This is a genomic window from Sphaerisporangium sp. NPDC049003, assembly GCF_043197795.1.
Lineage (GTDB): Bacteria > Actinomycetota > Actinomycetes > Streptosporangiales > Streptosporangiaceae > Sphaerisporangium.
Genome location: NZ_JBICTU010000039.1, coordinates 13,364 through 26,076, shown reverse-complemented (window position 1 = coordinate 26,076; position 12,713 = coordinate 13,364). Strand labels below are relative to the sequence as shown.

12 protein-coding genes are annotated in these 12,713 nt (G+C 71.1%); 9 read left to right on the top strand and 3 right to left on the bottom strand.

Features of this window, described 5'->3' with window-relative positions:
- Positions 1-25: 25 nt before the first annotated feature.
- The gene (locus ACGFIV_RS32085; RefSeq protein ID WP_358547708.1) at positions 26-397 is read right to left on the bottom strand and encodes a DUF742 domain-containing protein; all 372 of its coding nucleotides are present in this window, start codon (positions 395-397) and stop codon (positions 26-28) included.
- The gene (locus ACGFIV_RS32080) at positions 394-2,673 is read right to left on the bottom strand and encodes a nitrate- and nitrite sensing domain-containing protein (RefSeq protein ID WP_392838594.1); all 2,280 of its coding nucleotides are present in this window, start codon (positions 2,671-2,673) and stop codon (positions 394-396) included. The genes ACGFIV_RS32085 and ACGFIV_RS32080 overlap by 4 nt, the downstream gene beginning before the upstream one ends.
- Positions 2,674-2,908: 235 nt before the next feature.
- Here ACGFIV_RS32080 and ACGFIV_RS32075 point away from each other — a divergent pair, with 235 nt between their 5' ends.
- From ACGFIV_RS32075 to ACGFIV_RS32065, 3 genes are read left to right on the top strand one after another with little or no spacing between them, the layout of a single operon-like run.
- On the top strand, positions 2,909-3,916 hold the full coding sequence (locus tag ACGFIV_RS32075) for an EamA family transporter (protein WP_392838592.1): 1,008 nt from the start codon (positions 2,909-2,911) through the stop codon (positions 3,914-3,916).
- Entirely contained in the window at positions 3,913-4,530 is a 618-nt protein-coding gene (locus tag ACGFIV_RS32070) for a GntR family transcriptional regulator (protein ID WP_392838590.1), read from the top strand. Before ACGFIV_RS32075 ends, ACGFIV_RS32070 begins: the two co-directional genes overlap by 4 nt.
- A 46-nt stretch (positions 4,531-4,576) precedes the next feature.
- The gene (locus tag ACGFIV_RS32065) at positions 4,577-4,927 is read left to right on the top strand and encodes a hypothetical protein (RefSeq protein ID WP_358547697.1); all 351 of its coding nucleotides are present in this window, start codon (positions 4,577-4,579) and stop codon (positions 4,925-4,927) included.
- Here the strand turns inward: ACGFIV_RS32065 and ACGFIV_RS32060 are convergent.
- Entirely contained in the window at positions 4,864-5,700 is an 837-nt protein-coding gene (locus tag ACGFIV_RS32060) for a crotonase/enoyl-CoA hydratase family protein (RefSeq protein WP_392838588.1), read from the bottom strand. The two genes, ACGFIV_RS32065 and ACGFIV_RS32060, sit on opposite strands and share 64 nt — an antisense overlap.
- A 250-nt stretch (positions 5,701-5,950) precedes the next feature.
- Between ACGFIV_RS32060 and ACGFIV_RS32055 the strand changes: the two genes are divergently transcribed.
- From ACGFIV_RS32055 to ACGFIV_RS32030, 6 genes are read left to right on the top strand one after another with little or no spacing between them, the layout of a single operon-like run.
- The gene (locus ACGFIV_RS32055) at positions 5,951-7,414 is read left to right on the top strand and encodes a sugar transferase (RefSeq protein ID WP_358547692.1); all 1,464 of its coding nucleotides are present in this window, start codon (positions 5,951-5,953) and stop codon (positions 7,412-7,414) included.
- Positions 7,414-8,481, top strand: coding sequence for a glucose-1-phosphate thymidylyltransferase (locus ACGFIV_RS32050; RefSeq protein ID WP_358547689.1), 1,068 nt, complete (start codon positions 7,414-7,416; stop codon positions 8,479-8,481). Before ACGFIV_RS32055 ends, ACGFIV_RS32050 begins: the two co-directional genes overlap by 1 nt.
- The gene (gene rfbB / locus ACGFIV_RS32045) at positions 8,478-9,446 is read left to right on the top strand and encodes a dTDP-glucose 4,6-dehydratase (protein ID WP_358547686.1); all 969 of its coding nucleotides are present in this window, start codon (positions 8,478-8,480) and stop codon (positions 9,444-9,446) included. Before ACGFIV_RS32050 ends, rfbB begins: the two co-directional genes overlap by 4 nt.
- The gene (gene rfbD, locus ACGFIV_RS32040) at positions 9,443-10,315 is read left to right on the top strand and encodes a dTDP-4-dehydrorhamnose reductase (protein ID WP_392838585.1); all 873 of its coding nucleotides are present in this window, start codon (positions 9,443-9,445) and stop codon (positions 10,313-10,315) included. Before rfbB ends, rfbD begins: the two co-directional genes overlap by 4 nt.
- Positions 10,315-11,763, top strand: a complete 1,449-nt coding sequence (locus tag ACGFIV_RS32035; RefSeq protein ID WP_358547681.1) for an MFS transporter — start codon at positions 10,315-10,317, stop codon at positions 11,761-11,763. Before rfbD ends, ACGFIV_RS32035 begins: the two co-directional genes overlap by 1 nt.
- On the top strand, positions 11,760-12,695 hold the full coding sequence (locus ACGFIV_RS32030; RefSeq protein WP_358547678.1) for a glycosyltransferase family 2 protein: 936 nt from the start codon (positions 11,760-11,762) through the stop codon (positions 12,693-12,695). Before ACGFIV_RS32035 ends, ACGFIV_RS32030 begins: the two co-directional genes overlap by 4 nt.
- Positions 12,696-12,713 lie beyond the last annotated feature (18 nt).

The following is a 12,713-nucleotide window of genomic DNA, read 5'->3' as shown; positions in this document are numbered from 1 at the left end:
GGGGCCCCGTCACGCCGGGCGCCGGTTACAAGGCCTGGAGGCCCTGGATCACCTCCCGCAGGAGGCGTTCCTCCGGCAGCTGGGAGATGGTCGCCGGAGGCCGTACGGTCACGAGCCTCTGGTCGCGCAGGTCGCCCAGCAGGACACGGACGACGCCGAGCGACAGGCCGCTCTCGGACGCCAGGTCGACCACCGACATCGGCTTCCCGCACATGCGCAGGACGCGCAGGTGCTCGGGGCCGAGTCCCGCGGCGGGCCTGGCGCCGGCGACGGCCCTGACGATCGCGACCATGTCGAACGCGGGACCCGAGGGCCGGGTGCGGCCGCGTGTGACGGTGTAGGGGCGGATGAGAGGCCCTGCCTCCTGGTCGAGCCAGCGTTCACCACCGTCGGTCATGGCGTGTCCCCCTCCCCTTCATGCGCGCGCTCCCAGCCTGCCCGGAACGAGGAGAACATGTCGGAAGAGGGCTGGAGCGGAGCGTCCAGGGGATCTTCCATCGGGTCGCTCATCGGGCCCGCCATATGCCTGGGCGTGCGCTCGGCGGCACCGCCACCAGGCGGGGCCGCGTCGCGGAGCTGGGGAGCGAGGTTCGCCTGGCGCACCCGGTGCGGCAGCCCGGCCCCACGGACTCCGTCACGCCCGTTGCCGTTCGCGTTCCCGGGTCCGGTCCCGGCGTTCCCCGTCCCGCCGCCGTTCCCGTTCAGGTACCCGTGACCGTTGCCGTTCGTGTGGCCGTTTCCGTTGGTCACGGCGCCGGTGAGGAGCCCGAGCCCGTTGCCGTTGGCGTGCCCGTTCGCGAAACCCGCCTCCACGGCGCTGATCCGCTCCACGGAGTACTCGTCAGGCCCCGGCTCGGCCGGGCTCACCAGGCCCTCGGGAACGAGCACGATCGCCGTCGTGCCGCCGTACGGGGACGGGCGCAGCGAGACGCGGATGTCGCGACGGGCGGCCAGGCGGCCGACGACGAACAGGCCCAGCCGGTCGCTGTCGGCGAGGTCGAACTCCGGCGGATCGGCCAGTCTCTGGTTGATCTGCTCCATCTCCTCGGGGCTCATGCCGAGCCCCCGGTCCTCGATCTCGATCACGAAGCCCCTGGCCACCAGCTCGCCACGGATCTCGACGTGGGTGTGCGGGGGCGAGAACATCGTCGCGTTCTCCACCAGCTCGGCGAGCAGGTGGATGACGTCGGTGGCCGAGGAGCCGCACAGCGCCATGTTCTCCGGTACGGCGACGTGGACGCGCAGGTAGTCCTCGACCTCCTCCACCGCCGCGCGGACGACATCGTACAGCGGCACCGGCGTGCGCCACCCGCGCCCGGGGACGGCCCCGGAGAGGATGATCAGACCCTCGGCGTGCCGCCGCATGCGCGTGGTGAGGTGGTCGAGGCCGAAGAGCTCGTCGAGCAACTCGGGGTCGGTCACCCTCTGCTCCATGCCGTCGAGCATCGACAGCTGCCGGTGGAGCAGTGACTGGTTGCGGCGCGCCAGGTTGAGGAACACCTTGCTGACGCCCTTGCGGATCTCGGCCTGCCCGACGGCGGCCTCGATAGCGGTGGTCCGCACGGAGGTGAACGCCTGGCTGACGATCGCGATCTCCTGGGTGGTCCCGGTGGGGATCGGAGGGGTCTCGGAGGCCACGTCGACGTCCTCGCCCTGCCGGAGCCTTCGCACGATCGAGGGCAGCTTCTGGTTCGCGAGATCCAGCGCGGCGTACTGCAGCGTGACCAGCTCGGCGGTGATGAGCCGGCCGAAGCGGACCGAGATGTACAGCGACACGGCGACCGCGACGAGCCCGAGCCCGGCGGCGAGGGCGATCTGCCACAGGATGGTCGCGACGAGGGGCAGGGCCCGGTCGGCGATCTTCTTGGACGCGACGCCCGCCTGCCTGTCGAAGGTCAGGTTGAGGTTCTGGAGGGTCGACCCCCAGGTCACCGCCGCGCCGGGCAGGGACCTGCCGGGCCGTACGTCCTGCGTGACCTGGTCCTCGATCGAGGCGTACTTGGCGAAGAGGGGGGAGTTCTGCAGCGTGAGGTACGGCTGGCGCAGCTCCTCGTCGAGTCGCTGGAAGCCCATGTCGTACAGGAGGCGGCGCTTGATCACCATGGCGGTGAAGGCGGTGCGCTCCTCGCCGCTGATCGAGCCGGACGCGACCGCGCCCGCGAGCAGCGCCGACTGCTCGCTCATGAGCTCGCGGCTGCGTCCGATGAGGACGATGGCCCGCGTGGGCTCCCCCTGGGCGTCGGAGGCGAGCGCCAGTTTGTCGTAGACGCGGCCGATGGAGTCGGTGATCAGCCGGTAGGCGTCCAGGGTCAGCAGCCGGGTGAAGCTCCCTGAGTCGACCCGTGCCCGGATCTCCGGGAGCCGCCGGGCGACCGTGACCAGCTCGGTGACGCGCTGCAGGAGCGGGGCGCTGGTGACCTTCCGGACGTCCTCGGCGAGCGCCAGCCTTTCGAGCGTGGCACGTGCCTGGTCGGTCCTGGCCCGCTGGGCGTCCAGCTCGCCGCGGTCGGAGGCGCGCGATCCCAGAGCCAGCAGGGAGAGGTAACGCTCCTGCTCGACCTCCGTCATCAGCGCACGCGCGGGAACGATCGTGTTGTCGAAGACGGTGCTGACCTTGAGGAGGTCGAGACCGTTCTGGATGGTGATCGTCGCGGCGAAAGCCCAGATCCCCACGAGGGATACCAGCGGTACCAGAACCAGGCTCAGGATCTTGAACTTGATGGGCCTCTTACGCCCGCCCATGTGACCTCGCAGGGGAGCCGCATCGTTACACGCGGGTTATTGGTGGCGAAACAGTACCAATGAGGATCACGGGGAACCAGGGCTCTCTAACAACAAAACGGCCCCATTCCAAGGGGAAACGGCAGATTCCTTGCCAAATTTTGTCTAGTTGTCAGACAATATGGCCATGACAGGTGAATCAGGGACCTCTCGCACGTCCGGGAGTCCGGCCGCCCGTACGTCCGCCGGGGGTTCCGCCGCGCGTACGGCCGGGGGTCCCGCCGCCGTGGTCGCCGCCGCCGTCCTGTGGGGAACCGCCGGCACGGCGGGGACGCTCGCGCTGAGAGGGGCGGCCGATCCGGTGGCGCTCGCGGCGGCCCGGCTGGTCATCGGGGGCCTCGTCCTCGCCGTGGCGGCGGGCCCGGCCGCGTGGGGCCTGCTCGCCAGGGGGCGTCCGCTGTCGCTGGTCGCGGGGGCGGGGGCCGTGGCCGCGTACCAGCTCTGCTACTTCGCCGCAGTCGGGCGCACCGGGGTCGCGGTCGGGACCGTGGTGGCCATCGGGAGCGGACCGGTCTTCACCGGCCTGCTGTCGTGGCTGTACGACCGCGGGCGGCCGGGCCGCCGCTGGACCCTCGCGACCGCCGCCGCGGTCGCGGGCTGCGCGGCGCTGGTGTCGGGAGGAGAGGCGGTGGGCGTCGATCCCGTCGGCGTGCTGCTCGCGCTGGCGGGCGGGCTGCTCTACGGCTTCTACGCGGTGACCGCCGCGCGGGCGATCGGCCGCGGCGCGCCGTCCGGCGCGGTGATGGGCGTGATGTTCGGCGGCGCGGCGGCGGTCATGCTGCCGATCCTGCTGTGGAGGGGCACGGCGTGGCTGGGCGAGCCGCGAGGGCTGCTCACCGCCCTCTATCTGGGCCTCGCCACGACGGCGCTCTCCTATTTCCTCTATGGCAGGGGACTGCGCACGACTCCGGTGGCGAAGGCGGCCACCCTGGCCCTGGCGGAGCCCGCCGTGGCGGCCCTGCTCGGCCTGGTCGTCCTGCACGAGCGGCTCACCGCGGTGTCCTGGGCGGGGCTCGCCCTGCTCGGCGCCGGTCTGGTTCTGGTCGCCCTCCCCGAGCGGACCGGGCCGCCGTCCGCCCGCGGGACCCCGTCCGATGCGCCCTCCGGCGATGAGAAGGCACAATCGTCGGCGTGAAACTGCACCCCGTCTCGACGGTCGACGCGCTCGCGGGAGCCCTGCGACGGCGCGTGCTCTCGGGGGAGATCGCCCCCGGCACGGCCCTGCCCGAACAGGAGCTGACGTCCCTGTACGGAGTGGCGCGCCCGACCGTCCGCGAAGCCCTGGCCGTGCTGGTCCACGAGGGGCTCCTGCGGCGCGAGCGCAACCGCAGCGCGTACGTGCCCGAGGTGACCACCCGCGACCTGGACGACCTCATGTACGTCCGGCGCCCGCTTGAGGACCTCATGGCCAAAAGGCTGGCGGGCCGCCGGGTGGCCTCGGCCGACGGGGCGCTGACGCGCATGGCGGCGCTTCCGGCGGACGCGCCGTGGGCGGATGTCGTCGCCGAGCACATGGCGCTTCACGAGGAACTGATCCTCGCCGTGGGGAGCCCCAGGCTCGAACGCCTCTACGCGGTGCTGGCGGCGGAGACGCGGCTCGGCCTCGTACGGCTGCGCGCCGTGTACCCCGACAGGGAGACGCTGGTCGCCGAGCACCGCGACCTTCTCGACGCCATCGCGCGAGGCCCGTCCGACGCGGCGCGGCGGGCCGTGGCGGCCCATTTGGATCACACCTGGGGTGCTGATTAGCGACTTCCCTTGCAGGAAGTGCTCGTAAGTCGTCACAATCGCGCCCATGCACGGCAACTCAGTGCCGGATTCGTATGTCTACGTAACCGAAGAGGGCGTAACCCGCCATTACGCCGACGGCAGTGTCGAGGCCCTCGCGTGGGAGGACGTCGTCGAGGTTCGCGTCGGCGGTGTCACGCAATCCGACATCCTGATCGTCCTGCTCGACCGCGACGGACAGGGTTGTGTGGTGCCGCGCTCCGCGACCGACGCGACCTTCCTGGCGAGGCTGCGCTACCTGCCCGAATTCGACCTCGACCGGCTGAGCGAGGCGTTCACGGCCGCCACCCTCAGCTATGTGGTCGTGTGGCGGAGCCCCGACCCGCCGTCGCCGCTGCCGGACCTCGAATACGACTGAGCCGCCGTCGGTCCTTCCTGGCTTCCGTGGCGGCCGGCTCCCGCGCGGAAGCGGCCGACCCCCTCGGTCATCTGGCCGCGCAGCGAGATCATGCCGTGCCGCAGTTCGTTGCGCAGGGCCTCCTCCTCGGTGAGCCCCTCCTGCTCCAGAGCCGACAGGCGGTCCTGCCGCAGGCAATCCTGGGGAAGCGCGCAAAGCGAGCGGGCGAGCTCCTCGGCACGTTCCCGCGCCTCCCCTGGCGGCACGACCCTGTCCACCAGGCCCATCTGCCGCGCCTCCTCGGCGCCCACGGCCCGGCCGGTGAGGATCAGGTCCATGGCCCGTCCCGCTCCGATGAGGCGCGGCAGCCGTACGGTGCCGCCGTCGACGAGGGGCACGCCCCAGCGGCGGCAGAACACCCCGAAGGTCGCGTCCCGCGCGGCCACCCGGAGGTCACACCAGATCGCCAGCTCCAGCCCGCCCGCCACCGCGTAGCCCTCGACGGCGGCGATCACGGGTTTGGACAGGCGCATGCGGGTGGGGCCCATCGGCCCGTCCCCTTCCTCCTGCACGCGGTTGCCGCGCTCGGTGTCGATCGCGTGCAGGTCCGCGCCGGAACAAAAGGTGCCGCCGTCGCCCCACAACACGGCCACGGCGGCGTCGGAGGCCTCGAAATCCCGGAACGCGTCCGCGAGGGCGTTCGCCGTCGGCCCGTCCACCGCGTTGCGCACCTCGGGACGGGACAGGACGACGGTCGTGACCAGGCCGGATCGCTCTACATGGATGCCAGACATGTGCTGAATGTAGCTGGACGATCGCTGCCTACATGGGTTTGGACCGTTCCGTCAAGGACTGGCGTTCCCTGGTACTAGGCCTATTGTGGCCATTGCCCGGCTATTTCGCTCGTTAATAACGATCTTTAGTATTTGAACGGGTACCCGCGCTCGTGATGTTTCCGGGTTGTGTGTCAACCAAAGAGACGCAACGGCCGTCTGTTATCTGCACGGTCTGGCAGGAGCAGGTCAGTGGTAGGGGTAGGTAGGCATGAGGGTGGGGTTGGAGGAGCGCGGTGCCGCGCTTCTCGAAACGGGCCCGCTGACGGCGTCCAGCATTTGGACGCGCTCCTATATGCGGGCTCTTCTCGCGGGCGACATGGCATGCGCCATGATCGCGTGCGAGGCGGTAATGGGGTTCAGGCTCTGGGTGGGCGCCTTCATCCCCTGGTCGGAGTTGCTGTTCGGGTTCGGCCTCGGACTCGCCTGGCCCGGCGCCATGGCACTGGCCGGGGTCTACCGTGAGAGGAGCCACGGAGAGGGAAGCGAGGAGTTCCGCGCGGTCTTCGACGGCGGGGTGGGGCTGACGGCCGCCGTGGCGATCGGCGCCTATGCCACCCAGACCATGATCGCGCGCAGCTACGTCATGGCGATGCTGCCGCTCGCGACGATCCTCACCCTGGTGTTCCGCCACCGCATGCGCAAGCGCCTGCACCGGCGCCGCGCCGAGGGCGAGTATCTGCGCCGCGTGCTGGCCGTCGGTCACAGGACCGCCGTGCTCGACCTGGTGATGCAGTTCCGGCGCCAGCCGTACCACGGCATGCGGGTCGTGGCGGCGTGCCTGCCGCCCGGGCAGTTCCCGGGCAACGGGCTCGACGTCGACGGCATCCCGGTCTACGGCGACTTCGGCGACGTCGCGGCCGTGGCCGACAAGGTCTCGGCGGACGCGGTGGCCGTGCTGGCCTGCCCCGAGCTGGACGGCGCCGCGCTGCGCCGCCTCGCATGGAGCATCGAGAGCAAGGGCACCGAGCTGTTCGTCGCCCCCGCGCTCATGGACGTCGCCGGCCCCCGTACGAGCATCCGCCCGGTCGCGGGGATGCCGCTGCTCCACGTCGAGCACCCCGAGTTCGACGGGACGCGCCAGGTCGTCAAGAGCTTGTTCGACCGGCTCGTGGCGACGGCCGTGCTGACCGTGCTCGCGATCCCCATGCTGGTGATCGCGGTGCTGGTCAGGACCACCAGCCCGGGTCCCGCGCTGTTCAAGCAGACCCGGGTGGGCCGCGACGGGCGCGAGTTCAGGGTCTTCAAGTTCCGCACGATGGTGCGGAACGCCGAGAAGCTGAAACTCGACCTCGTCGAGGACAACGAGTTCGACGGCGTGCTCTTCAAGATGAGGAACGATCCACGGATCACCCGTGTGGGCGGTTTTTTGCGGCGTTACTCCCTTGACGAGCTGCCGCAGCTGCTCAACGTCCTACGCGGTGAGATGTCGCTGGTCGGGCCGCGCCCGCCGCTTCCCGACGAGGTCGCGCAGTACGGCACCGACGTGCGCCGGCGGCTCGTGGTCAAGCCGGGCATGACAGGTCTGTGGCAGGTGAGCGGCCGGTCCGACCTGTCGTGGGAGGAGTCGGTACGGCTCGACCTGCGCTACGTCGAGAACTGGTCCCTCATCCTCGACCTGCAGATCCTGTGGAAGACCTGGTCCGCCGTCACCCGTGGCGGAGGGGCTTACTAGTGAAGGCGCTCGTGCTCGCCGGCGGGTCCGGCACACGGCTCCGGCCCATCACCCACACCTCCGCCAAGCAACTGGTGCCGGTGGCCAACAAGCCCGTGCTGTTCTACGGCCTGGAGGCCATCGCGGCGGCGGGCATCAGCGAGGTCGGCATGGTGGTCGGCGACACCCACGCGGAGATCGAGGGCGCCGTCGGCGACGGGTCGGCGTTCGGCCTGGAGGTGACCTACCTGCGGCAGGAGGCGCCGCTCGGGCTGGCCCACGCGGTGCTGATCGCCCGCGACTACCTTGGCGAGGATGACTTCGTCATGTACCTCGGCGACAACTTCATCGTCGGCGGCATCGAGCCGCTGGTGAGGCGGTTCCACGAGGAGCGTCCCTCGGCCCAGATCATGCTCACCCGCGTCGCCGACCCCCGGCAGTTTGGGGTGGCGGAGCTGGACGCCGCCGGGCGGGTGGTCGGGCTGGAAGAGAAACCCCATTCGCCCAAGAGCGACCTCGCGCTGGTCGGGGTCTACCTCTTCACTCCCGCGGTTCACGAGGGGGTCTCCGCGCTCAAGCCCTCCTGGCGCGGCGAGCTGGAGATCACCGACGCGATCCAGTGGCTTCTCGACGCCGGGCACCGGGTGGACTCCACCCTCATCTCCGGCTACTGGAAGGACACCGGCAACGTCACCGACATGCTGGAGGTGAACAGGATTCTCCTGGAGGAACTGGACCAGAGGCTCGACGGCACGGTGGACGACGCCAGCGAGATCATCGGCAGGGTCGTCGTCGAGGCGGGGGCCGAGGTCGCCCGCTCGCGCATCGTCGGGCCGGTCGTCATCGGCGCAGGCGCCGTGGTGAGGGACTCCTACATCGGGCCCTTCACCTCCGTGGCGGAGGACTGTCACGTAGTGGACAGCGAGATCGAGTACTCGATTCTGCTGCGGCGTGCGTCCATTCACGGGGTTCGCCGGATCGAGGCGTCCCTGATCGGGCATGACGTCGAGGTCACGCCCGCTCCCAACACACCCAGAGCCCACCGGCTGGTGCTCGGCGATCACAGCAAGGTGCAGATCAGCTCATGAGGATTCTCGTAACCGGCGGCGCCGGTTTCATCGGGTCGCACTATGTCCGCACGCTGCTCTCGGGAGGCTATCCGGCGTTCGCAGGAGCGAGCGTCACGGTGCTGGACCTGCTCACGTACGCCGGAAATCTCGCCAACCTGGAGCCCGTCGAGGGGCGCTACGACCTCGTGCACGGTGACATCTGCGACGCCGCGCTGCTCTCCAAGGTCGTTCCAGGCCACGACGTGGTCGTCAACTTCGCCGCCGAGTCGCACGTCGACCGGTCGATCGACGGTCCCGCCGCCTTCGTGCGCACCAATGTGCTCGGCGCGCAGACGGTGCTGCAGGCCTGTCTGGAGGCGGGCGTGCCGAAGGTGGTCCACGTGTCCACCGACGAGGTCTACGGGACCATCGACGAGGGCTCGTGGGCCGAGGACGCCCCCCTCCAGCCCCGCTCGCCGTACGCCGCCGCCAAGGCGGGCAGCGATCTGATCGCCCGGGCCTACGCCGTCACCCACGGCCTGCCGGTGTCGATCACCCGCTGCGGCAACAACTACGGGCCGTACCAGTTCCCCGAGAAGGTCGTCCCGCTCTTCGTGACTAACATTCTCGAAGGCCTGAAAGTCCCGCTTTATGGTGATGGCGGCAACGTGCGCGACTGGGTCCACGTCGACGACCACTGCCGGGGCATCCAGCTCGTGGCGGAGCGGGGCGAGCCGGGCGAGGTCTACCACATCGCCGGCACGGCCGAGCTGACCAACCTGGAGCTCACCCAGCGCATCCTCGACGAGCTCGACGCCGACTGGAGCGCGGTCGAGCCCGTGCCCGACCGCAAGGGGCACGACCGGCGCTACTCCCTGGACGATTCCAAGCTGCGGAGCATGGGGTACGCCCCGGGCACGGGCTTCGACGAGGGCATCGCCGCCACCGTCCGGTGGTACGTCGACAACCCCACCTGGTGGAAGCACCTCAAGGGTGATCAGTGAACCGGCTGCTGGTCACCGGCGCCGCCGGCATGCTCGGAAGCGCACTGGTGGCCGAGCTGGCGAACGACCCCGCCTCGCCGGACGTCCTGCCGTACGGCCGTGACCGCCTCGACCTGCGCTATCCCGACGGTGTGCGCGAGGTCGTCAGGCAGGAGAAGCCGGACGTCGTGGTCAACTGCGCCGCCTGGACGGCCGTGGACGACGCCGAGGAGCACGAGGTCGACGCCCTCGCGGTCAACGGCGGCGGCGTGCGCGCCCTTGCCACCGCCTGCGCCGAGGTGGGCGCCCGCCTGTTCCACATCTCCACCGACTACGTCTTCGACGGGACGGCGAGCGCGCCGTACGCCGAGGACGCCCCGACGCGGCCGGTCAACGCCTACGGGCGCGGCAAGCTCGCCGGCGAGCGGGCCGTACTCGGGCTGCTCCCCGAAGCCGGGTACGTCGTGCGGTCCGCCTGGCTCTACGGCGCGTCAGGGAAGAACTTCGTCCAGACGATGATCGCCTTGGAGGGCGGTCGCGAGACCGTCGGCGTGGTGGACGACCAGCTCGGCCAGCCGACGTGGACCACCGACCTCGCCGCTCAGCTCTTACGGCTGGCGCGTGCCGACGCGCCTCCCGGCGTCTATCACGGCACCAGTTCCGGCCAGGTGACGTGGTACGGCCTGGCCCGCGAGATCTTCAGGCTCCTCGGCGCCGATCCCGGCCGGGTGAGGCCCGTCGGCAGCGCGGACTTCGCCCGCCCGGCGGCCAGACCCGCCTACAGCGTGCTCGGCCACGACCGATGGGCCCTCGCGGGCATGCCCCCGATCCGCCACTGGCGCGACGCGCTCCACGAGGCATGGCCCTCCATGGTCGGAGGCCCGGCCTGATGTACCTGTCGGAGACGCGCCGGGCCGACTCCCAGAAGCGGCCGTCGCCGGGCGCATCGGGCGAGGACGGCGGATCCCCGCCGAGCGGAGGCGAGGGGCCCCACGGCCGGGGCTCGGGCGGGGTGGGACGCGTCCTCACGGGCAACGTCGTCGCGCTCGGGGCGGTCAGCCTGTTCACCGACGTCTCCTCGGAGATGGTGACGGCGATCCTGCCGCTCTACCTGATCTACCAGCTCGGGCTCAGCCCGATGCAGTTCGGCTTCCTGGACGGCGTCTACACCGGGGCGACGGCCGTGCTCCGGCTCGTGGGCGGGCACGTCGCCGACCGCTTCCGCCGCCGCAAGCTGGTGGCGGGCGTCGGGTACGGCCTGTCGGCCGTCTGCAAGCTCGGTTACGTGCTCGTGGGCCGTTCCGTGCCGCTGATCGGCCTGGTGATCGGCCTCGACCGGGCGGGCAAGGGGCTGCGCACCGCTCCCCGGGACGCGATGATCTCGCTGAGCGCCCCGCCGGAGGCGCAGGGCCGCGCCTTCGGGCTGCACCGCGCCATGGACACCGCCGGCGCGCTCATGGGCCCGCTCGCCGCCTTCGGCGTGGTGGCGGCCGTCGGCAGCGCCAACGACTACGACCCGGTGTTCGTGGTGAGCTGCTGCGTGGCCATGGTGGGCGTGCTCATCATGGTCCTTTTCGTCCACGAGCCTGGCGGCCCGGCGGGCGGACGTACACCGCCCGCGGCGGGTGAGGATTCAGGGTCCGACGGGGGCGCTTCACGGGGCGACGGGGGCGGGGCTTCACGGGCCGACGGGAGTGGGCCTTCACGGGCCGCCGGGGGTGGGCCTTCACGGGCCGGTGGGCGTGAGCGGCCGAAGGTGTCGCTGCGGGGGGCGCTGGAACTGCTCAGGGAGAGGCCGTTCCGCCGCGTGCTCTTCGCGATGCTGCCGCTGTCGCTCGCGACCATCAGCGACTCCTTCCTGTACTTCATGTTGCAGAGCAGGCTCGACATCGAGGCGAGCTGGCTTCCCCTGTTCCCCGTCGGCGTCTCGGCCGCCTACCTCGTCGCCGCCGTGCCGTTCGGGCGGCTGGCCGACCGGGTGGGGCGTTCCACGGTCGTGATCGGCGGATACGTCGCCCTGCTCGCCTGTTACGCGCTGCTCCTGCTCCCGCCCGGTCCTGCGGTCCTCGTCGCGGCGCTGGTGCTGCGCGGCCTGTCGTACGCTTCCACCGACGGAGTGGTCAGCGCGCTCGCGGGGCCCCTGCTGCCGGAGGAGCGGCGGGCCACGGGGCTCGCGGTCGTGCAGACCGGCCAGGCGCTCGGCGCGATGGCCGCCTCGTGGGTCTTCGGCGTGCTGTGGACGGCGCGCGGGCCGCAGGCCGCCGTGGTCGCGATGGCGGCGGGCCTCGGCGTCGCGCTCGCCGTCGCCGTTCCTCTGCTGAGAAGGGCACGCGCGTGAAGCTGTCTGTGATCATCGTCACCTACCGCAGCGCCGGGTACATCGCCCGCTGTCTCGCGGCGGTGGAGAGCGCGGCCAAGGCCACGGACGCCGAGGTGATCGTCGTCGACAACAACTCCCCGGACGACACGGTGGAGGTGGCGAGGGCCGCCGCGCCGTGGGCCAGGGTCGTCGCCCGTGGTGTGAACGGCGGGTTCGCCGAGGGATGCGTGGCCGGAGCGGAGGTGGCGGCGGGCCGGTACCTCGTCTTCGTGAACCCCGACGCGGAGGTCTGGCCCGAGGCGTTCACGCGGTTGCTGGAGTGCGCGGAGCGCCATCCCCGGGCGGGGATCGTCGGCGGGCGCTGCGTCACCGAGACGGGCGAGAACGACCCCCGTTCCTGGTGGGGGAGGCCCACGCCGTGGTCGGTGTTCTGCTTCGCCTCGGGCCTGTCCACGGTCTTCCCGGGCCGCGCGCTGTTCGACCCCGAGTCCCCGACGACCTGGACCGGTGAGCGACGGGTGCCCATCGTCACCGGGGCGATGATGCTCGTCGCCCGCGACGTCTGGGACGAGGTGGGCGGGTTCGACACCGCGATCTTCATGTACGGGGAGGACGCCGACCTGTGCCTGCGGGCCGGGGCCGCCGGTTACCGGCCGATGGTGACAGACCGGGCCGTGTTCGTGCATCCCGGAGGCATGTCCTCCTCCAGCCTGAACAAGCTGGTGCTGCTGTTCACCGGAAAGATCACGGTGATCCGGCGCCACTTCCCGCGCGGCCTGCGCGGACTGGGCGCCGCCATGCTGCTGTTCGGCGTCTGGCTCAGGGCGGCGCTCAGTCGTCGCGTGGCACCTCCGGACACCGATCGGCAGGGCCGTCCCACGGCCGAGCGCGGCGACTGGGCCGAGCTGTGGGCCGCCCGCGGCAGGTGGCGCGGTGGCTGGGATGCCTGAAAACCATGACAATGCCGT

Bases quoted from the DNA above. Each gene is read 5' to 3' on its own strand.
- ACGFIV_RS32060 (WP_392838588.1), bottom strand. From the start codon at position 5,700: ATGTCTGGCATCCATGTAGAGCGATCCGGCCTGGTCACGACCGTCGTC.
- ACGFIV_RS32085 (WP_358547708.1), bottom strand. From the start codon at position 397: ATGACCGACGGTGGTGAACGCTGGCTCGACCAGGAGGCAGGGCCTCTC.
- ACGFIV_RS32035 (WP_358547681.1), top strand. From the start codon at position 10,315: ATGTACCTGTCGGAGACGCGCCGGGCCGACTCCCAGAAGCGGCCGTCG.
- ACGFIV_RS32075 (WP_392838592.1), top strand. From the start codon at position 2,909: ATGACAGGTGAATCAGGGACCTCTCGCACGTCCGGGAGTCCGGCCGCC.
- ACGFIV_RS32055 (WP_358547692.1), top strand. From the start codon at position 5,951: ATGAGGGTGGGGTTGGAGGAGCGCGGTGCCGCGCTTCTCGAAACGGGC.
- ACGFIV_RS32065 (WP_358547697.1), top strand. From the start codon at position 4,577: ATGCACGGCAACTCAGTGCCGGATTCGTATGTCTACGTAACCGAAGAG.
- rfbB (WP_358547686.1), top strand. From the start codon at position 8,478: ATGAGGATTCTCGTAACCGGCGGCGCCGGTTTCATCGGGTCGCACTAT.